We start from the raw sequence: 17,893 nt of genomic DNA on the forward strand, positions 1-17,893 counted from the left end.
ATCAACCAAAGGAAATGATGGACCGGGGCCCCTGGCGCCGTCCCAGAATGTTGAGCAGGTTGGACAGCGCGGTTTCGCGCTCCGGGCTGGCCGAGGCCTCGCCCTGGAAATGCAGCCGCTGGCCCACCCATTGGCCCTGGCCGCTCAGGCGCAGGTCGCCGGTCAGGGTACTGAGCTGCAGCTGCGGACTGTCGCCCCCGAGGATGTCCAGCCGGTAGCTGCCCAGCGGGCGCAGCGGTGACAGGCGTGAGGATACGGCCAGCGCCTCCAGGCGCGTGCTGCCTTCGCTGCGCCAGCGGCCCGATTGCCACAGCAGCTGCAGTTGCAGGGCCTGCGTGGCCAGCCGCAGCTGGCCTTGCAGGTCCACCGTGTTCCAGGGCGTGCCCAGACCGGACAGCAGGGAGGCGGGCCAGCGCGTGTCGCTGTCATGCACCACGGCGCTCAGGCCCTGCCAGCGGGGCAGCAGGTCCAGCACCACGGGCGTGGGTGTGCAGCATTCGCTGCGCAGTTGTATGCGGGCGCCCTCCAGGCGGGGGCGCAGCGTCCATTCCAGCCGTGTGGGCAGGGCCGTGCGGTCGCGGCTGCCGGCGCCTCCGGTGAAGACCAGGGAGGCCGAGCCATTCCACAGCGTGCCGCGCGGCTGCTGCAGCAGTACCTGGCCCTGCGTGGCCGAATCCACGCCGCGCGCCAGCCAGGCGGCGGGTGCCCAGACGACGGTGGTGGCCACCAGGCCGCACAGGGCACCGGCCAGCGCCCAGCCGCGCGGTGCGCGCAGGGCCGGCTGGGAGCGGGGCTTGCGTTGCATGCTCAAGGCGCCCGCGACGGATCGACGGGCAGGTCCAGCACCAGGCTGCCATCCCAGCGCACGGCATCGGCAGCGCCTGCTGCGCCCGAGGCGGCGGCAGTGCTTGCAGATGCACTGCGGGCCAGCTTCATCTCGGCCGGAACGGCGTGGGTGTTGCTGCGGACCTGGGCCAGCCAGCGCGCCAGCGCGGCGGCGGGTGCGGCCTTGAGCGTGATCTGTGCGCGGTCGCCCATCCAGTTCAATTGGGCGGAGGCGCCCAGTTCGGCGGACAGCGAGCTTTGCAGCAGCGCCTTGGCATCGCCGACCACGGGGCGTGCGTTGCCGCGCAGCTGCTCGGCCTCGGCCTGCAGCAGCTGCATCTGGCGCAACTGGCGGTCGGCCTGGGCATGGCGTTCGGGCGCGGTGCGCAGGCTGTGCAGGGCGGGGGCCAGTGCCACCCACCACAGCAGGGCCAGTGCCACCACGCCACCGGCCAGCAGGGTCATGTTCTGTTCACGCGGCGCCAGGGCATTCCAGCGCGCGCGCAGGGGTGCCAGGCTTTGGCGGGATGCGCGCATGTTCATGGCCGGGCCTCCTGGGCAAGCAGCAGGTCGGCGCCGTCACGCTGCAGTCGCAGGCCGCTGCCGGCCAGATGTTGTTGTGCCTGCTCCAGTGCCTCGGCCTCCAGCGAGACGCCCTTGAGGCGCAGCTGCCGGTCCTGGTAGTCCATGGCCTGGGGCAACTGTCCAGCGGGCAGGGCCCGGGATGCGGCTGCCAGCAGGGGCTCCAGGTCGCCCTGCGTCAGCGCGCCGGCGGTCTGGCGCAGCGTGGCGACTTCGCGCTGCATTTGAATGGGCGCGTCGACGATGACGGGCACGCGGGGAAAGCTGGTGGCCAGCGTGGAGCGCACCTGGACCTGCTTGGCCGCAATGGCGCGGTTCTCGGTCCAGGCCCAGGCATTGAGGCCCACTACCTGGGCCAGCAGGGCAAGCACGGCGCCCCAGCGCGCGGCCTTCCATTGCGGCGCGCGCAGAAAGCTTTGCCAGCCGTCGAGCATGCGCCGCCGTGTGCGGCTGCCACCGCCCAGGTCGAGGTCGAACTGGGCCAGATCCCAGCTTTGTGCGCGGGCCGCTAGGCCGCGCTGGGCGTCCGTCAGCAGGCTGACGGGGCGCTGCAGGGCCTCGGCGGCGCGGGCCAGCGCCGGGTCGGCCTGGATCGGGGTGTCGGGGGGCAGGGCATGAAGCAGCGCGGCCAGCATGGCGGGGTCGGCACTGTCGGTGCGCAGCGGCAGGCAGGCCAGCGAGTCCATGCCCTGCGGTGCGGTGCTCAGGCCGGTGGCCAGCAGCCAGGCCGATTCGGGTGAGCCCACGGCCCAGAGCTGGGGCGTGGCCTGGGGCGGACATTCCGGCACGATGCGGCCCACGGGCCGCCCTGCGGATTCCAGGGCCTGCAGGTGGGCATGGAGCCAGGCCTTGTTGCAGGCGGCAACCCAGCAGGGCTCGCCTGCGCGTGCCTGCGGCTGCAGGGCCAGGTGCAATTGGGAGGGCTCGTCGAGCAGGCGCTCTTCCAGCAGCCCGTCGAGCACGGCGCGCAGGCGCACATGTCCGCGCCGGCTTCCCGTAGGCACGCCATGGGGGAGGCTGACCAGATGCCAGGACAAGGCCTGGTGCGGCACCACGGCAACCGTCTGGCCGGTGCGGCCAGGATCGGGCAGCAGGCCTGCGGCGGCGTGGCCATGCCGGTCGGCGCGCAGGCCGTCACTGCTGAGTGCGTAGGCGTATTCGCCAGCGGGGCCCGCAGGCAGATGAAGAATCAAGGTGCTCATGGGCGGAAGCGGGCATTGTAGGGGGCGAGTGTGACAGCCATCTGTCATGGCGCGGGAGCTTCGGGCAATCCCCAGTCCCCCCTCTCACGCCAGATGGTAGTGACTGTCATGTTGTTGCGACGCAACATGGAGCGTTCGCTGGCCACGATCTCGCCCAGGCGCATGCGGCCACGCGCCTCGAAGAAGCTGGTGGCCACCGACAGGTTCTGTCCTTCGAATTTCTGCGGCAGGCCCAGCGCGTTGGAGGCATCGGCCAGGCTGCGCAGCGGGCGCGATGCGCGCAGCTGCACCAGCTGGCTGGCCTGAGACCAGGTCAGGTCCTCCACGCTGGCCCAGATGACTTCGGCGCTGGCGGTGTTGAGGTTGACGGGCGTGTTCTCGGGCAGCAGGGTGATGTAGGGCTCCAGCCGCGCGACGACCTCGGGCGGCAATCCCAGCCAGCCGAACTGGCCCAGCGTGCGCGGCATCAGGAACTGCGCGCCCTCGCCAGGGGTGGCGGCTGCGCGAAGGGCCTGGACGATCTGCGTGGCATAGGCAGGGGGCAGGTTCAGGCGCTCCAGCAGGCGGGACAGCGGGCGCAGGGTTTCGGGCTTGTCGGGGGCGCTCAGCAGGTTGCGCAGGTTCAGGCGCGACTGCAGGTCGATGATCTGGCCCGAGAGAAAGGCGTCCTGCATGTCGGCCATGCCGTCATCGACCTGGCTGACGTTGTTCTGCGCGGCCAGAAAGGTGGACAGGCGCGCCTCCTGCAGCGGCACGGCCCAGGGCTCGGCCAGATGGTCCACCTGCAGGCTGGTGCGCGCATCCTCGGCCAGCACCACGCGCGACCAGTCCAGCGCACCCAGCAGGATCCAGGCGGCCTGCATGCGGTTGCGCTCGGCGGTCTCGACCTCCACGCTGCGCCACTGCTGCCACAGCGCGGTGGCGGCGAACGTGGCCACCAGGGTCACCGTGAGCATGGCGGCCAGCAGGGCCACGCCACGGTGGCGGCGGCGGCCGGGCAGGGGGCGGGGTGCGCGCATCATGATCGGCTGTTGGAGCGCAAGGGGTTGACCCAGTCCATGGTGACGCGGCCAGGAATGGCGCTGTCGGGCGGCAGGGTCAGTTCGACGCGGATGCCGTCGGGAATCGTGGGCAGCTGCGCGCTGCTGTTGGTGCCGCCGGACGGCGGGTTGACCGTGCCCGTGCCGTTGTCCGAGCCGCTGGACTGCGGATTGCTCCAGGCGTTGTCGCGGTAGTAGTACAGGCGCCATTGGTCCAGGGGCATCAGCACGGTTTCGCGCCGGCGCTGGTCGTCCGAGGGGTTGCGCCCCCATTGCGATCCCTGGTTCCAGGCATCGCGCCACTGTGCGCGCGTGCGCAGCGGCGGCGACTGCCAGCGCAGCCACTGGTCGCGTCCGGCCGTCTGGCGGCGCGCCCAGGCGACGACCACGGCGCCGTCGTCCACGGCGGCGCTGCTTTTGCGGGTCATGCGCAGCACCTGGCCGTCCCAGTCGATGACCTGTGTGTTTTCAAGCGGCATCAGCGCTTCGAGGTCGGCATTCCATTGGGCGATGACGGTCTGCAGCACCATCTGCTGCTCGTTGCGGGCACGAATGGTCTCCTGCGAGCGCACCATGCTGTCCAGCCCGCGCCAGCTCACCAGGGCCAGCAGGGCCATGACGGCGATGGCCACCATCAGCTCCACCAGGGTGAAGCCGTGCGTGCGGGAGGGATGACGCAAGCGCATTCAGAAGCGTCCCACGATGGTGGATACGCGCAGCACGGGGTGCTCTGCCGTGACCACCAGGGCATCGACACGGCGGAAGCTGGGATTGGGCGTGGGCCGCACGCTGAGCCGGACCTGCAGTTGCCGGCCGCCCTGCTCGCAGGTCAGGCTGTTGTCGCCCACGGGCGGCATCTGGCGCGACAGGCGCATGCGCACCAGCTCGTTTTGCGCGCACAGCTGGGCCAGCAGCACCTCGGACTGGCGCTCGGCATTGAGTGTCAGGGCCGATGTGGCCTGCAGACCGGCCATGAGCGCAATGCCCACGATGCCCAGGGCCACCAGCACCTCGATCAGCGTGAAGCCGCGTGCCTGGCGCCTGGGGGCACCGTGCTTTCGGCGCGGTCCGTGGAGGGCTGTCATGGCAGGGACTGCACGGCAAAGGGCCGCAGTCCATCCGTGGCCACACGCAGCGGCGGGCTGGTGGAGTCGCGCAGCGTCAGCGTGACGGACTGGGGCGGAATCAGTGGCTCGGGGCCCAGCACCAGCGGCGTGGCCGGCTGCGCCTGCACACCGGGCTGCAGCCATTGGGAAGGCAATTGCGCGCTGGCCGGCAGTCCCTCGAAGCGAAAGCCCTGCGGCATGGGCCGCCAGCGAACGGGCACGCCGTTGGCACGGGCCTGGGCGCGGGCCGACTCCAGCAGCGCGGCCAGGCGTTCGGCCTCGCGCTCCAGCTGCGCCTGTCCGCTGTCGCGCAGCGACAGGCTCACGCCTGCGGCGGCAATCGCCATGATGCTGATGACGACCATCAGCTCCAGCAGGGTGAAGCCGCGCGAAGGGGTGGACAGGGAGGAGGGAGCGGTCTGGCGGGGCATGAGAGCAGGCAGGCCCGCTGGGAGTGCGGGCCTGTGGTGCGGTGCGGCGCGGCCCCTGCGGGCCGTCGCCCGGGCCATCGACTTATTGCCAGCTGCCGATGTCGGCATCCTTGCCCTCTCCGCCGGCCTGGCCGTCGGCGCCAAAGGACATGATGTCGATGGGGCCCTTGATGCCAGGATTCAGGTACTGGTAGGGGCGGCCCCAGGGATCGTTGGGCAGCTTTTCCAGGTAGGGCTTCCAGTTGTTGGGCAGCGGTCCGCTCGTGGGGCGGACGATCAGCGCCTGCAGGCCTTGCTCGGCCGTGGGGTAGCGCTGGTTGTCCAGGCGATAGAGCTTGAGCGCCTGGGAGATGTTGGTGATGTCGGTGCGTGCAGCCGTGACGCGGGCATCGTCGGCGCGGTCCAGCACGTTGGGCACGATCAGGGCCGCCAGCACGCCGATGATGACCAGGACCACCATCAGCTCGATCAGCGTGAAGCCGCGCTGGACGGCAGTGCGCAGGGCAGGCAACGGACGGCGGGGAAGGCTGGTCATGGAACGGTGCAGCAAATTGGACATATCGCTCCATCATAATCGCGCGATGGTGACACTTTCATTGAACCGCGGCCAGGCCCGGACCTGGCATGTCAAGGCGGCCACATTCGTGCTCTGGCTGCTGGCTGCCGGCGTCGTGGCTTTCTGGGCCATGCGCCTGGGCAATGGCGGCGCGGGAGCGCCCGTGCCACCCGCGCCCGCCGAGCCCTTGCAGGTCGATGCGCCCGCGCTGGCGCAGGCGCTGGGAGGCGTGGCAGCCGCGCAGCAGGGCGCCGTCGCCCCCGCTGCAGCGCCTGTAGTCTCGCGCTATGCGCTGGTCGGTGTGCTGGCCGGGCGCGACAGCGGCGGCGGAGCGGCGGTCATCGCCGTGGGCAACCAGCCGGCCAAGCCCTTCCGCGTGGGGCGCGCCGTGGAAGACGGCGTGGTGCTGCAGTCGGTGTCGGGCCGCGAGGCGCGCCTGGGCCCCAGGGTCGATGGCCCGGCTTCCATCACGCTGCAGATTCCCCTGCCCGACAAGCGCTGATCCCGGTCAGCGCGGCAACGGCAGGTCCAGCACCAGCCAGCCGCCAAAGTCAGGCGCGGGCAGCGTCCATTGGGCCGCCTGGGGCAGGGCGCTGCCTTCGCGCATCAGCCATTGCGCGCAGCGCGCCACACCGGCATGGGTGATCCAGACGGTGTCGCGTGCGGCGCCGTCACCCACCGAACCCCTGCTCGCCTGCTGCAAGGCCTCATCCACCCTGCGCAGCATGGTCGCCAGGGACTCTCCCCGGCCCGGCGCGTGCCCGGCAAGGTCTGCCGCCCAGGCATCGATGGCGCCGCGGTCCAGCGCATCCCAGGGCTGGCCTTCCCACTCGCCGAAATCCATCTCCAGCAGGCGGCTGTCCGCCGCCGATGCCAGGCCGGGCCGCAGTGCCTGCAGGGCCTGTGCCAATTGACGGCATCGGCGCAGTGGCGAATGCACCAGCAGGCAATCCGCAGGCAGGGCGAGGTGCAGGGCCTGCGCCGCATCGGCCGTGGCCTGGGCGTCGGCCTCCATGTCGAGCCGGCCATAGCAGATGCCGGGCTCCACCAGGGGGCGGGCATGGCGTACCAGCCACAGGCGCGGCGTAGGGGGAGCGTTCATTGCATCCGCATAAGCACAGCGGCGGCGCCCAGCAGCATGGCCAGTTCACAGACCTGCTGGGCGGCGCCCAGGCAATCCCCCGTCATCCCGCCCAGGCGACGGCGCAGCCAGCGCACCATGGCGGCCGTGAACAGGGCGCCGGGCAGGACCAGGCCGATGACGAGCGGCGGGCCCGCCAGCCACGCCGGCAGCGCCAAAGCGGGGAGACTCCAGAGCATTGCCGTGACCAGGCCTTTGGCGCTCAACGGCCTGCCAGCCGCATGCAAGGCCTTGGAGTGAGCTGCCTGGCCCAGATAGGGCAGGCATTGCATGAGGGCCAGCGGCGCCATGCGCGACAGCACATGGATGCTGCACAGCAGCAAGGCCGCCCATTGCACGTGGATGTCGACCAGCAGCGCGACCAGGGATAGCTTGGCCAGCAGCGCCATCACCAGGGCCATGGCGCCGTAGGCGCCCAGGCGCGAATCCTTCATGATTTCCAGCGCGCGCTCGGGCGGGACAAAGCCGCCCAGGCCGTCGGCCACATCGGCCAATCCGTCTTCGTGCAGTCCCCCGGTGAGCCACAGGGTGGCCACGGTGGAAAGAACGGCGGCAACCAGCGGCATCCAGGGGCTGGGTGCCAGCAGCCAGCCCGTTGCCATCAGGCACGCTGCGCCCCATGCGCCCACCAGCCAGCCGACACCCGGCAGATGGGCAACGCTGGCATGCTGCAGCTGGGGGCTCCAGCCAGCCCAGGCGGCCAGCCGCCCCGTGACCGGGATGCGGCTGAAGAACTGGACGGCCAGGACAAAGTGGCGAAGCGGCTGCATGGGCGTGTCAGTGCCGGCCCGCCAGGTCCGTCACTTGAGGAAAAGCTGGTAGGCCGGGTTGGCGGTTTCCTCGACCCAGGGGTAGCCAAGATTGCTCAGGAAGGCGTCGAATTTCTTGCCATCCTTGGCGGGCACCTGCATGCCGACCAGGATGCGGCCGTAGTCGGCGCCCTGGTTGCGGTAGTGGAACAGCGAGATGTTCCAGGTCGGCGCCATCAGGCTGAGGAACTTGAACAGTGCGCCGGGGCGCTCGGGGAAGACGAAGCGCAGCAGGCGCTCTTCCTGCGCCAGCGGCGAATGGCCACCGACCATGTGGCGCAGATGTTCCTTGGCCATGTCGTCGAAGGTCAGGTCTAGCGCCTCGAAGCCCTGCTTCTCGAAGTTCCTGGCGATCTTCTCGGACTCGCCGCGTGCCGCCGTGGTCAGGCCCACGAAGACGTGGGCCTTGTTCTCGTGGCTGATGCGGTAGTTGAATTCGGTCACGTTGCGCGGGCCGCCGGGCAGCTTGCCCACCGCTTCGCAAAAGCGCTTGAAGCTGCCGCGCTCCTCTGGGATGGTCACGGCGAACAGGGCCTCGCGCTCCTCGCCCACCTCGGCCCGCTCGGCCACGAAGCGCAGCCGGTCGAAGTTCATGTTGGCGCCGCACAAAATGGCGGCATAGGTCTCGCCCTTGGTCTTGTGCTTGGCAACGTACTGCTTGATGGCCGCCACGGCCAGGGCGCCGGACGGCTCGACGATGGAGCGCGTGTCCACGAAGATGTCCTTGATCGCGGCGCAGACGGCATCGGTATCGACCACCACGTAGTCGTCCACCAGGCCCTGGGCGATGCGGAAGGTCTCCTCGCCCACCAGCTTGACGGCCGTGCCGTCGGCGAACAGGCCCACGTCGGCCAGCTCCACGCGGTGGCCGGCACGCACGGACTGCAGCATGGCGTCCGAATCCTTGGTGTGCACGCCGATCACCTTCACGTCGGGGCGCACGGCCTTGATGTAATTGGCCACGCCCGAGATCAGGCCGCCGCCGCCGATGGCGACAAAGACCGCGTCCAGGCGCGGGCTGCCCAGCTTTTGGAGCTGGCTCAGCATTTCCATGGCAATCGTGCCCTGGCCGGCGATCACGTAGGGATCGTCGAAGGGGTGCACAAAGGTCAGGCCCTTTTCCTTTTGCAGCTTGACGGCGTGCTTGTAGGCGTCGGAATAGCTTTCGCCGGCCAGTTCCACCTCGCCGCCCAGTGCCTGCACCGCATCGATCTTGACCTGGGGCGTGGTGGTCGGCATCACGATCACGGCGCGGCAGCCGAGCTTGCGTGCGCCCAGGGCCACGCCTTGCGCATGGTTGCCGGCCGAGGCGCAGATCACACCCTTTTCCAGCTGCTCGGCCGACAGGTGCGCCATCTTGTTATAGGCGCCGCGCAGTTTGAAGCTGAACACCGGCTGCTGGTCCTCGCGCTTGAGCAGCACCTTGTTGTGCAGGCGGCGGCTCAGCGCCTTGGCGGGCTCCAGGTCCGACTCCACGGCCACGTCATAGACGCGCGCGGTAAGGATCTTGGTCAGGTAGTCGGCAGGGGTCAGGGGGTGGTTCATCGTCGGCGAAAGGCTGGAGAGCAGCAGGCCGGGAGGCGGCCCGTCGGTGTCAGGCGGCCATCATAGGCGCTTGTGAATCATGCTGCAGTGCAGCGTCCTGCACAGGCCGGGAGCGACGAAACCAAAAAAAAGCCCCAGGCTGTAAAGCCGGGGGCTGAATCCACCAATAGAGGAGGTGGAGGAGACAACTGGTGCGATGCAGAGCGAAGTTGGTTCACAATCTGCAGTCCATCTGGAGGGGTGTCCGGGTTAACCCTTCAGATAACGCTTGAGTGCATTGTATGCACGACAGGTGCTGCGTTGCAACAAAATCAGGGTTTTTGTGTAGTTGATGCAAAATAGCAACAGTTTTTTGAGGACGCAACAATGGAATGCACAGTGAGTTGGACAGGCGGCACGACCGGCATGCGCTCGGGCATGGGCTTCGTGGCGGAAACGGGCAGCGGCCATGTGGTCAATATGGATGGGGCGCCGGATGCGGCCAACCCCGCCAACGGGGGGCAGAACCAGGCACCCCGCCCCATGGAGATGCTGCTGGCCGGCGCCGGTGGCTGCACGGCCTATGACGTGGTGCTGATCCTCAAGCGCGGCAGGCATGCCGTCAAAGGCTGCAGCGTCAAGCTCACCTCGGAGCGCGCCGATGCGGACCCCAAGGTGTTCACCAAGATCCACATGCAGTTCACCGTCAGCGGTACGGGTCTGCCCACGGGTGCGGTGGAACGTGCCATCGCCATGAGCCATGACAAATACTGCTCGGCCACCATCATGCTGGGCAAGACGGCCGAGATCACCACGGGATTCGACATCGTCGAGGCCTGATGCCGCCGATGGCTGGGCTTGCGCCTGGGCGCGGCCCTCCTGAAATGAAGAAAGCGGGCAAGGCCCGCTTTTTTTGGATGGAATGCTGTTTCAGATGTTTCTGAAGGTTCAGATGCGGTGGGCGGTTGTCGTCATCACCTTGGCTGCCAGGCGCATCAAGGCGCGGGCGGGGGGCGGCAATTCCAGGGCTCCGGCTTCACGCGCAGCGGCGGCATGGCGTTCCTCGTCATCCTTCATGCGGGCCACCACGGCCAGCGAGGCGCGGTCTTCCTCGGGCAACAGGTCCAGATGGGATTCCAGATGGGCGGACACCTGCTCCTCCGTCTCCACCACAAACCCCAGGCTGGCCGCGTCGCTGATCTTGGCGGCCACCACGCCAATGGCGAAGGCGCCGGCAAACCACAGCGGGTTCAGCAGGCTGGGCCGGTCGCCCAGGGCGTTGAGCCGGTCGCGGGTCCATGCCAGGTGGTCGGTCTCCTCGCGCGCCGCCTCCAGCAGGTGCTCGCGCAGCACCATGTCGCGCGTCACCATGGCCTGGGCGTTGTACAGCGCCTGGGCGCAGACCTCTCCGACATGATTGACGCGCATCAAGGCGCCCGACAGCCGACGCTGTGCCTCGGTCAGCTCTCCCTCCGCGATGCCGGCGGCCGGGGAGCGTTCGGCGGCGGAAGGCTGTGCAAACAGGGTGCGAAGCGCCGCATCGGCGGCAGTCAGTATCTTGTCCATGGGCGGTCCCTAGAGCGGAAAATCTTGGCAAATTCAGGGTCTGAACGGTACACCAGGACGCCATGCCCTCTCTTTGTGCAAGCGCAACAAGGCCGGCGCGATGTTCGGGTTGGGCCTGATTGTGTTGGCTTGCAGGTTTGTTGCGGCAGTGCAACGAAAAACGGGGGGTAATGCCCGTTTGTGGGTGAATTTCTTTGCATGGGCAGCGGTGGTCTGGTGCAATAGGCCCTAACTTCCCCACCAGGAGGTTGGCGCGGGAAACCGGTGGAGCATCAGGCCAAGCCTCTCTTCCTCACGACCGGCGCCCTTCTAAACCTTGGAGTAACTCGTAATGAAAAAATCTCTGATTGCCCTGGCAGTGCTGGCTGCTTCCGGCGCCGCAATGGCTCAATCCTCCGTGACCCTGTTCGGTATCGTGGACACCAACGTTGCCTACGTGAACAAGGACGCAGCTGGCGACAGCCGTTACGGCCTGGGCACCAGCGGCGCTTCCACGAGCCGTCTGGGCCTGCGCGGCACGGAAGACCTGGGTGGTGGTCTGAAGGCTGGCTTCTGGCTGGAAGGCGAAATCTTCGGTGACGATGGCAACGCCAGCGGCTTCAACTTCAAGCGTCGTTCCACCGTGAGCCTGTCGGGCAACTTCGGTGAAGTGCGCCTGGGCCGTGACCAAGTCCCGACCTTCCAAAAGCTGACCTCCTACGACCTGTTCAGCGCCACCGGTATCGGCCAATTCATGGGCTTCCGTAACTGGGCAGCTGGCCAAGGCGCCGACGACAACGGCATCCGCGCTAACAACCTGATCTCGTACTACACCCCCAACTTCGGCGGTTTCAACGCCGGCTTTGGCTACGCTTTCGACGAAAAGCAAACCATCGGTACTGCTGACAGCGTTGGCCGTTACATCGGTGGTTACGTTGCATACGACAACGGCCCCCTGAGCGCCAGCCTGGGCCTGGCCCAGCAAAAGACTGCCGTTGGCGGTCTGGCTACCGACCGTGACGAAATCACCCTGGGTGCTTCGTACAACTTCGGCGTTGCCAAGCTGAGCGGCCTGCTGCAACAGACCAAGTTCAAGCGTGACATCGGCGGCGACATCAAGACCAACTCCTACATGCTGGGCGCTTCGGCTCCCGTCGGCGGCGTGGGCGAAGTCAAGCTGCAATACGCTCTGTACGACCAAAAGGCCATCGACTCCAAGGCTCACCAGATCACTCTGGGCTACGTCCACAACCTGTCCAAGCGCACCGCTCTGTACGGCAACCTGGCATTCCTGAAGAACAAGGATGCTTCGACCCTGGGCCTGCAAGCCAAGGGCGTGTACGCTGGTGGCGTGCAAGCTGGCGAAAGCCAGACTGGCGTGCAAGTCGGCATTCGCCACGCTTTCTAATGAACGGCTGGCGTAAGCCAGTTGCCATTTGAAGCAAAAAAGAGCCAGTCTTCGGACTGGCTCTTTTGTTTTGTGCTAGGGAAAGACCTGTGTTGTGCTTGTGCCAACGGTGACGAGGCGGGAAAAGCGTTTCTAGAATGAAATTTCCACCAACCAATCGTTAACAAGAGAGAGACAACACAATGAATTCTTCATTCGTGAAAAAGAGCGTGGCACTGGCGGTGTTGGCAGCAACGGCACCCTTGGCAGCATTCGCTCAGCAAAGCAGCGTGCAGCTGTACGGCATCGTCGATGCCGCTGTGCGCCACACCACCAATGAAGGCCCGACCAAGAGCGGCAAGACCCAGATGATCGGCGGCGGCATGTCGCAGAGCCGCTGGGGCATCAACATCACCGAGGACCTGGGTGGCGGTCTGGCAGCGATTGCCAACCTGGAGGCCCGTTTCCTCACCGACACCGGCGAGCAGGCTGCGGCCAGCTACTTTCAGCAATCCTGGGTGGGCCTGCGCAGCAAGAGCTTTGGCCAGGTTACCCTGGGCCGCCAGTACAACCTGCTGTTCGACCTGGTGACTTCCACCTATGCCTCTTTCCCATATTCGCCGTACATGGAGGCCTACAAGCCTGAAATCGGCATGTCCATGGGCGCGCGCGCCAGCAACATGGTCAAGTACCTGGCCGAGTTCGGCCCCGTGCGCGGCGCCCTGCAGTATTCGTTCGACGAGAACAACACCTTCGACAAGGTGGGCACCGGCGTGAGCCCTGGTGGCGCCATCAAGACGGCTGGCGGCTATCTGCGTTATTCGCAAAGCGGCATCTCCGCAGGCGCCGGCTACCTGGGCACCACGCTGCCGGCCGGCACGAAGGTCGATGCCTATACCCTGGGCGGCTCCTACCGCGTGGGCCCCTGGTACGTCAACCTGGGCTACGGCCTGAACAAGCGCAAGGATGCGTTCCCAGCTGCAGCGGCAGGCGGTGGATTCGACCAGGCCATCCTCAACTCCTTCTGGACGGGCTCGTCCAACGGCGGCTTCGTGGCCGGCGACGCCAACAAGCGCCAGATGTACAAGATGGGCTTCGGCTACCAGATCACGCCCCAGATCAATGTGGGCGCGCATTACTACCATGCCAAGCAGTCGGGCTCGGGCACGGGTAATTTCAATGGCAAGGCAGACTTCCTGGTGGCGGTAGCCGACTACGCCTTCTCCAAGCGTACCGATGCTTATGTGGCCCTGGACCACACCAAGACCAGCGGTGGCTCGGGCGTGATGCTGGACGCCAATGGCGCCACCAAGCGCACGGGCTTCACCGTCGGCCTGCGCCATCGCTTCTGAGCACGCGGCGTCTGCGCAACGAATGGCCTCCTTCGGGAGGCCTTTTTGTTTCCTGTCGATGGGCTGACGGTGGGCGGGCGCGATTTCCTGCGTTAAGGTAATGCGCAGGCCAACGAAGCGAAAGAACCAAGGCTATGGAAGCCACTCGATACAAGGCAGGCGGTCGGGCCTTTGCCCAGATCGCCCAGTACCACCCGGAGCTGACGGCGCTGCGCCGCGAGCTGCATGCGCATCCGGAGCTGGGATTCGAGGAGCGCTTCACGGCGGCGCGCGTCAAGGAGGCCTTGCGCCAGTGCGGTGTGGACGAGATCCATGAAGGCCTGGGCACCACGGGCCTGGTGGCCGTGATCCGCGGGCAGGGCCACAGTTCGGGCGCCATGGTGGGCCTGCGTGCCGACATGGACGCACTGCCCATGGTCGAGCACAACGAATTTCCCTGGAAGTCCGGCAAGCAGGGGCTGATGCACGGCTGCGGGCATGACGGCCATACGACCATGCTGGTGGGCGCCGCCCGCTACCTGGCCGCGACGCGGCGCTTCGATGGCTCGGCCGTGCTGGTCTTTCAGCCTGCCGAGGAAGGGCGCGGTGGCGCGCGGGCCATGATTGCCGATGGTCTTTTCGACCGCTTTCCGATGCAGGCCGTGTACGCCATGCACAACTGGCCTGCCATGCGTGCGGGCACGGTGGGCATCAACATGGGCGCGATGATGGCGGCGGCCGACCGCATCACCATCGAGATCACGGGGCGCGGCGGCCATGGTGCGCATCCCTACCAGACGGTGGACGTGGTGCTGGCGGCCGCGCACATCACCACGGCCGTGCAGAGCATCGTCTCGCGCAATGTGCGCGCCATCGACAGCGCCGTCATCAGCCTGTGCGCCGTGCAGGCCGGGGACCTGGGCGCCTTCAGCGTGATGCCGGGCACGGCAACGCTGGTGGGAACCGTGCGAACCTTCGACCCCGCCGTGCAGGACCGTGTCGAGCAGCGCCTGCAGGAGTTGTGCAGCGCGGTGGCGCTGGGGCTGGGTGCCACGGCCAAGGTCAACTACGAGCGCATCTATCCCGCCACCATCAACTCCCCCACGGAAGCCGCCTTTGCTGCCGATGTGGCCCAGTCGCTGGTGGGGGTGGAGAACCTGGACCGGCACCTGGAGCCCAGCATGGGTGCTGAGGACTTTTCGTTCATGCTGCAGCACAAGCCCGGTGCCTACCTGCGCCTGGGGCAATCCACGGGCGCCCAGCCCGGGGTGCCGCTGCACAGCAGCCGGTATGACTTCAACGACGAAGTGCTGCCACTGGGCGCTGCCCTGCACGCCAGCCTGATCGAGCAGGCCATGCCGCTGCATTCGCAGGACGTATAGCGCAGACGGAGCGGGTCAACGGGCCTGGCTCTCGGGCGCAAGAAGGTGGGCCTGCACCGTTTTCAGAATCTCGTCGGACAAGGCTGGATTGGCCGCGACCGTGGCGCGTGCCAGGACCAGGGCGCCCACCATGCTGCTGAGCATGGCCATGGCCTGGGCGCGCTGTGCGGCATCGGGTGCCTGATCGTCGCCAAGTGTGCCGATCACGCGCGCAAATCTGCCGATGTTGCGTTCCACCCCTTCGGCGAACACCGCTGAAAGATCGCCGCCTGCCCGGGCCACGTCCACGGCCAGCGCCGCAGCGGGGCAGCCCTCGCCGGGGCTATCGCGGTGCTGTGGCGACAGATAGGACTGCACGCGCGCGGCAAGGCTGCCGGCCTGTTCACCCTGCAGGCCGTCCAGCGGCGCGATGGACCAGTCGAAGGCGCGTGCGCAGGCCTCGCGCACCAGCGCATCCTTGGATTCGAAGTGGCGATAGAGCCCGCCGTGCGTGAGCCCCGCGCCGCGTGTCACCTCGGCCACGCCGACGCCGTCCAGCCCGTGCTCGCGGTACAGCCGTGCGGCGGCTTCGAGGATGTCCTGCCGGTTCTGCGCGGCCTGGGCTTTCGTGACTTTCATGTGTGCTGTCCAATGATTGTGGTCGTTATCAAAACGCGTTTATGATGACGGCCATCATCATAAATCAGCCCCTGCCATGGCCTGTGCGCCATGTTCTGCAGGGGCTGTGCACTCTACAGGGAAGAACCGATGAATGCCTGTTCACTTCTGCGCAGCCTGCTGCCTGGGCCCGCTCCGACCTCCGCACGGTGTGCCAGGAGCGGCTCATGAATACGGCCCATACGGCGCATACGTCCCAGACGTCCCATACGGCTGCCCACCTGCCTCGCCGCGTGGTCATCACGGGCATGGGCATGGTCTCGCCGCTGGGGCGGGGCACTGAATTGGCCTGGCGCCGGCTGCTGTCCGGCGCATCGGGCCTGAGCCGGCTGCCCGAGGATCTGGCGCCCGATGTGCCGGGCCAGGTGGCAGGCCAGGTGCCCGACCTGGCCCGGGACCCGGAAGGCGGCTGGGACATCGATGCCGTGGTCTCGCCCAAGGACCAGCGCAAGATGGACCGCTTCATTCCGCTGGCGCTGGACGCTTCGGACCAGGCCCTGGCCCAGGCCGGCTGGCAGCCTGCCAGCGAGCAGGAGCGCACGCGCACGGCCTGCATCATTGCCTCGGGCATCGGCGGCTTTGGCGCCATTGCCCAGGCCGTGCGCACCACGGACAGCCGGGGGGTGTCGCGCCTGTCGCCCTTCACTGTGCCGTCTTTCCTGGTCAATCTCGCAGCCGGGCATGTGTCGATACGGCATGGGCTCAAGGGCCCGCTGGGTGCCCCCGTCACGGCCTGCGCGGCCAGCGTTCAGGCGGTGGGCGACGGCCTGCGCATGATCCGTTCGGGCGAGGCCGATGTGGCGCTGTGCGGCGGCGCCGAGGCAGCCATCGACCGCGTGAGCCTGGGTGCGTTCGCGGCGGCCAAGGCCCTTTCCACGGAATACAACGACCGGCCCGAGGAGGCCTCGCGCCCCTTCGACACAGGCCGCGACGGCTTTGTGATGGGCGAGGGCGCGGGCGCCCTGGTGCTGGAGGGGCTGGACCACGCCCTGGCGCGCGGCGCCGTGCCGCTGGCCGAAGTGGTGGGCTACGGCACCAGCGCCGATGCCTATCACATCACCTCGGGCCCGGAGGATGGTGACGGCGCGCGCCGCAGCATGGCGCAGGCGCTGGCCATGGCCGGGCTGTCGCCGGATCAGCTGCAGTACCTCAATGCCCACGCCACCTCCACGCCCGTGGGCGACCGGGGCGAGCTGGCGGCCATGCGCTCCCTGTTTGGCGAGGGCAGCGGCGTGGCGATCAGCTCCACCAAGTCGGCCACGGGCCATTTGCTGGGCGCGGCGGGCGCGGTGGCGGCCATCTTCACGGTGCTGGCGCTGCGCGACCAGATGGCGCCGGCCACGCGCAATCTCGTGGAGCCCGATCCCCTGGCCAAGGGGCTGGACCTGATCGCCGGCGCGGCAAGGCCCTGGGCCATGGAGCATGCCCTGGTCAACGGCTTCGGCTTTGGCGGTGTCAACGCCTCGCTGGTGCTCAGGCGCTGGCAGGGCTGAACGAGGAGGGTGGCCCTGGGGCCGGTGCTACGTGTAGCGCTTGGCCCGCAGGTTGTTCTTCATCTGCTCCAGCGCAGGCTGCAGGGCCGGGCCGATGCGCAGCGCCACGCAGGTGGCCAGCACATCGATGACCAGCAGGTGCAGCAGGCGCGACACCATGGGGCTGTAGCGGTCGTAGCCCTCGGGATGGTCGGCGGCCAGATGGATGTGGCAGGCCGAGGCCAGGGGCGAGCCGCTGGCGGTGATGGCAATCGTGGTGGCGCCGTTCTTGCGCGCGATGTCGGCGGCGTCCATCAGGTCGCGCGTGCGGCCCGAGTTGGAGATGATCACCGCGCAGTCGCCGGGTCCCAGCAGGGTGGCGCTCATCACCTGCATGTGGCCGTCGCTGGTGGCCAGGCTGGTCACGCCCAGGCGAAAGAACTTGTGCTGCGCGTCCTGGGCCACGATGCCCGAATTGCCCGCCCCGTAGAACTCGATGCGCCGCCCCGTCTGCCAGGTCGAGGCGATGGCCTGCGCCGCCTGCTCTATGGCCGTGGTGCTGGCGGCGTTGCGGTATTGCAGGAAGGCGGCCACGGCGTTGTCCACCACCTTTACCATCACGTCGCTGGTCTTGTCGTCGGTGTCCACGCTGCGGTGGATGAAGGGCACGCCCTCGCTGACGCTGCCGGCCAGCTTGAGCTTGAAGTCGGCCAGGCCATCGTAGCCCATGCTGCGGCAAAAGCGCACCACCGTCGGCTTGCTGACATGGGCGCGCTCAGCCAGTTCGCGCACCGGCTGCCGTGCGAAGGCCCGAGGATCGGCCAGCACCAGGCGGGCCACGCGTTGTTCGGCGGGAGCAAGCGAGGGCAGCGAGGCGGTGATGCGGTCCAGCATTAGGCGGTG

General features: G+C 67.8%; 20 protein-coding genes. 6 read left to right on the plus strand and 14 right to left on the minus strand.

Annotated features, from left to right (window positions below; translation table 11 throughout):
- Position 1: 1 nt before the first annotated feature.
- The 8 genes from gspN to gspG all read right to left on the minus strand — a co-directional run bounded on the left by gspN (position 2) and on the right by gspG (position 5,745).
- Positions 2-805 (minus strand): type II secretion system protein N, encoded by an 804-nt coding sequence (gspN, locus tag LGR64_RS01510; RefSeq protein WP_034397092.1) that lies wholly within the window; start codon positions 803-805, stop codon positions 2-4.
- Positions 806-807: 2 nt separating this feature from the next.
- Entirely contained in the window at positions 808-1,368 is a 561-nt protein-coding gene (gene gspM, locus LGR64_RS01515) for a type II secretion system protein GspM (protein WP_013800653.1), read from the minus strand.
- A complete protein-coding gene (gene gspL, locus LGR64_RS01520; protein ID WP_034397091.1) occupies positions 1,365-2,609 on the minus strand; it encodes a type II secretion system protein GspL in 1,245 nt (414 codons plus the stop codon). Before gspL ends, gspM begins: the two co-directional genes overlap by 4 nt.
- Before the next feature lie 44 nt (positions 2,610-2,653).
- Positions 2,654-3,631, minus strand: a complete 978-nt coding sequence (gspK, locus tag LGR64_RS01525) for a type II secretion system minor pseudopilin GspK (RefSeq protein WP_034397090.1) — start codon at positions 3,629-3,631, stop codon at positions 2,654-2,656.
- Positions 3,628-4,335: a prepilin-type N-terminal cleavage/methylation domain-containing protein gene (locus tag LGR64_RS01530; protein ID WP_013800656.1), complete on the minus strand. Its 708-nt coding sequence runs from the start codon at positions 4,333-4,335 to the stop codon at positions 3,628-3,630. Before LGR64_RS01530 ends, gspK begins: the two co-directional genes overlap by 4 nt.
- Positions 4,336-4,734, minus strand: a complete 399-nt coding sequence (gene gspI / locus LGR64_RS01535; RefSeq protein WP_034397089.1) for a type II secretion system minor pseudopilin GspI — start codon at positions 4,732-4,734, stop codon at positions 4,336-4,338.
- Positions 4,731-5,186 (minus strand): GspH/FimT family pseudopilin, encoded by a 456-nt coding sequence (locus tag LGR64_RS01540; RefSeq protein ID WP_034397088.1) that lies wholly within the window; start codon positions 5,184-5,186, stop codon positions 4,731-4,733. The genes gspI and LGR64_RS01540 overlap by 4 nt, the downstream gene beginning before the upstream one ends.
- 82 nt (positions 5,187-5,268) lie before the next feature.
- Positions 5,269-5,745 carry a type II secretion system major pseudopilin GspG gene (gspG, locus tag LGR64_RS01545; protein ID WP_012207486.1) on the minus strand — a complete coding sequence of 159 codons (477 nt, stop codon included), beginning with the start codon at positions 5,743-5,745 and terminating at the stop codon, positions 5,269-5,271.
- A 22-nt stretch (positions 5,746-5,767) separates the two neighbouring features.
- Between gspG and LGR64_RS01550 the strand changes: the two genes are divergently transcribed.
- Entirely contained in the window at positions 5,768-6,244 is a 477-nt protein-coding gene (locus LGR64_RS01550) for a type II secretion system protein N (RefSeq protein ID WP_141835408.1), read from the plus strand.
- A 6-nt stretch (positions 6,245-6,250) separates the two neighbouring features.
- On the opposite strand, the gene LGR64_RS01555 is transcribed toward LGR64_RS01550, so the two are convergent.
- Genes LGR64_RS01555 through ilvA form a run of 3 tightly spaced genes read right to left on the minus strand, consistent with a single transcriptional unit; the run spans position 6,251 to position 9,237 of the window.
- Entirely contained in the window at positions 6,251-6,844 is a 594-nt protein-coding gene (locus LGR64_RS01555) for a histidine phosphatase family protein (RefSeq protein ID WP_141835405.1), read from the minus strand.
- Positions 6,841-7,653 (minus strand): adenosylcobinamide-GDP ribazoletransferase, encoded by an 813-nt coding sequence (locus LGR64_RS01560; RefSeq protein ID WP_141835403.1) that lies wholly within the window; start codon positions 7,651-7,653, stop codon positions 6,841-6,843. Before LGR64_RS01560 ends, LGR64_RS01555 begins: the two co-directional genes overlap by 4 nt.
- Positions 7,654-7,683: 30 nt before the next feature.
- Positions 7,684-9,237: a threonine ammonia-lyase, biosynthetic gene (gene ilvA, locus LGR64_RS01565; protein ID WP_013800662.1), complete on the minus strand. Its 1,554-nt coding sequence runs from the start codon at positions 9,235-9,237 to the stop codon at positions 7,684-7,686.
- A gap of 366 nt (positions 9,238-9,603) precedes the next feature.
- Here ilvA and LGR64_RS01570 point away from each other — a divergent pair, with 366 nt between their 5' ends.
- Positions 9,604-10,056: an OsmC family protein gene (locus LGR64_RS01570; protein WP_012207481.1), complete on the plus strand. Its 453-nt coding sequence runs from the start codon at positions 9,604-9,606 to the stop codon at positions 10,054-10,056.
- 108 nt (positions 10,057-10,164) lie between these two features.
- On the opposite strand, the gene coq7 is transcribed toward LGR64_RS01570, so the two are convergent.
- Positions 10,165-10,782 carry a 2-polyprenyl-3-methyl-6-methoxy-1,4-benzoquinone monooxygenase gene (gene coq7, locus LGR64_RS01575; RefSeq protein ID WP_034397083.1) on the minus strand — a complete coding sequence of 206 codons (618 nt, stop codon included), beginning with the start codon at positions 10,780-10,782 and terminating at the stop codon, positions 10,165-10,167.
- Between the two features lie 331 nt (positions 10,783-11,113).
- Between coq7 and LGR64_RS01580 the strand changes: the two genes are divergently transcribed.
- The 3 genes from LGR64_RS01580 (at position 11,114) to LGR64_RS01590 (ending at position 14,861) form a co-directional block, all read left to right on the plus strand.
- The gene (locus LGR64_RS01580) at positions 11,114-12,169 is read left to right on the plus strand and encodes a porin (RefSeq protein WP_071956829.1); all 1,056 of its coding nucleotides are present in this window, start codon (positions 11,114-11,116) and stop codon (positions 12,167-12,169) included.
- 182 nt (positions 12,170-12,351) lie between these two features.
- Positions 12,352-13,500, plus strand: coding sequence for a porin (locus LGR64_RS01585; RefSeq protein ID WP_034397081.1), 1,149 nt, complete (start codon positions 12,352-12,354; stop codon positions 13,498-13,500).
- Positions 13,501-13,634: 134 nt separating this feature from the next.
- Positions 13,635-14,861, plus strand: a complete 1,227-nt coding sequence (locus LGR64_RS01590; protein ID WP_034397080.1) for a M20 aminoacylase family protein — start codon at positions 13,635-13,637, stop codon at positions 14,859-14,861.
- A 15-nt stretch (positions 14,862-14,876) separates the two neighbouring features.
- Here LGR64_RS01590 and LGR64_RS01595 read toward each other — a convergent pair whose 3' ends face one another.
- Positions 14,877-15,479: a TetR/AcrR family transcriptional regulator gene (locus LGR64_RS01595; RefSeq protein WP_071956827.1), complete on the minus strand. Its 603-nt coding sequence runs from the start codon at positions 15,477-15,479 to the stop codon at positions 14,877-14,879.
- A gap of 206 nt (positions 15,480-15,685) precedes the next feature.
- Here LGR64_RS01595 and fabF point away from each other — a divergent pair, with 206 nt between their 5' ends.
- Positions 15,686-17,011, plus strand: coding sequence for a beta-ketoacyl-ACP synthase II (gene fabF / locus LGR64_RS01600; RefSeq protein WP_141835398.1), 1,326 nt, complete (start codon positions 15,686-15,688; stop codon positions 17,009-17,011).
- 27 nt (positions 17,012-17,038) lie between these two features.
- Here fabF and LGR64_RS01605 read toward each other — a convergent pair whose 3' ends face one another.
- Positions 17,039-17,884 (minus strand): MurR/RpiR family transcriptional regulator, encoded by an 846-nt coding sequence (locus tag LGR64_RS01605; protein WP_016448717.1) that lies wholly within the window; start codon positions 17,882-17,884, stop codon positions 17,039-17,041.
- Positions 17,885-17,893 lie beyond the last annotated feature (9 nt).

It is taken from the genome of Delftia sp. Lp-1 (assembly GCF_020523835.1).
GTDB classification, from domain to species: Bacteria; Pseudomonadota; Gammaproteobacteria; order Burkholderiales; family Burkholderiaceae_C; genus Comamonas; species Comamonas acidovorans.

Coding starts and splice junctions, on each gene's coding strand:
- LGR64_RS01570 (WP_012207481.1), top strand. CDS start 9,604: ATGGAATGCACAGTGAGTTGGACAGGCGGCACGACCGGCATGCGCTCG.
- fabF (WP_141835398.1), top strand. CDS start 15,686: ATGAATACGGCCCATACGGCGCATACGTCCCAGACGTCCCATACGGCT.
- coq7 (WP_034397083.1), bottom strand. CDS start 10,782: ATGGACAAGATACTGACTGCCGCCGATGCGGCGCTTCGCACCCTGTTT.
- LGR64_RS01555 (WP_141835405.1), bottom strand. CDS start 6,844: ATGAACGCTCCCCCTACGCCGCGCCTGTGGCTGGTACGCCATGCCCGC.
- LGR64_RS01580 (WP_071956829.1), top strand. CDS start 11,114: ATGAAAAAATCTCTGATTGCCCTGGCAGTGCTGGCTGCTTCCGGCGCC.
- gspI (WP_034397089.1), bottom strand. CDS start 4,734: ATGACAGCCCTCCACGGACCGCGCCGAAAGCACGGTGCCCCCAGGCGC.
- LGR64_RS01595 (WP_071956827.1), bottom strand. CDS start 15,479: ATGAAAGTCACGAAAGCCCAGGCCGCGCAGAACCGGCAGGACATCCTC.
- gspK (WP_034397090.1), bottom strand. CDS start 3,631: ATGATGCGCGCACCCCGCCCCCTGCCCGGCCGCCGCCGCCACCGTGGC.
- LGR64_RS01590 (WP_034397080.1), top strand. CDS start 13,635: ATGGAAGCCACTCGATACAAGGCAGGCGGTCGGGCCTTTGCCCAGATC.
- ilvA (WP_013800662.1), bottom strand. CDS start 9,237: ATGAACCACCCCCTGACCCCTGCCGACTACCTGACCAAGATCCTTACC.
- gspL (WP_034397091.1), bottom strand. CDS start 2,609: ATGAGCACCTTGATTCTTCATCTGCCTGCGGGCCCCGCTGGCGAATAC.
- LGR64_RS01585 (WP_034397081.1), top strand. CDS start 12,352: ATGAATTCTTCATTCGTGAAAAAGAGCGTGGCACTGGCGGTGTTGGCA.
- gspM (WP_013800653.1), bottom strand. CDS start 1,368: ATGAACATGCGCGCATCCCGCCAAAGCCTGGCACCCCTGCGCGCGCGC.
- LGR64_RS01560 (WP_141835403.1), bottom strand. CDS start 7,653: ATGCAGCCGCTTCGCCACTTTGTCCTGGCCGTCCAGTTCTTCAGCCGC.
- LGR64_RS01605 (WP_016448717.1), bottom strand. CDS start 17,884: ATGCTGGACCGCATCACCGCCTCGCTGCCCTCGCTTGCTCCCGCCGAA.
- LGR64_RS01530 (WP_013800656.1), bottom strand. CDS start 4,335: ATGCGCTTGCGTCATCCCTCCCGCACGCACGGCTTCACCCTGGTGGAG.
- gspG (WP_012207486.1), bottom strand. CDS start 5,745: ATGTCCAATTTGCTGCACCGTTCCATGACCAGCCTTCCCCGCCGTCCG.
- LGR64_RS01550 (WP_141835408.1), top strand. CDS start 5,768: ATGGTGACACTTTCATTGAACCGCGGCCAGGCCCGGACCTGGCATGTC.
- LGR64_RS01540 (WP_034397088.1), bottom strand. CDS start 5,186: ATGCCCCGCCAGACCGCTCCCTCCTCCCTGTCCACCCCTTCGCGCGGC.
- gspN (WP_034397092.1), bottom strand. CDS start 805: ATGCAACGCAAGCCCCGCTCCCAGCCGGCCCTGCGCGCACCGCGCGGC.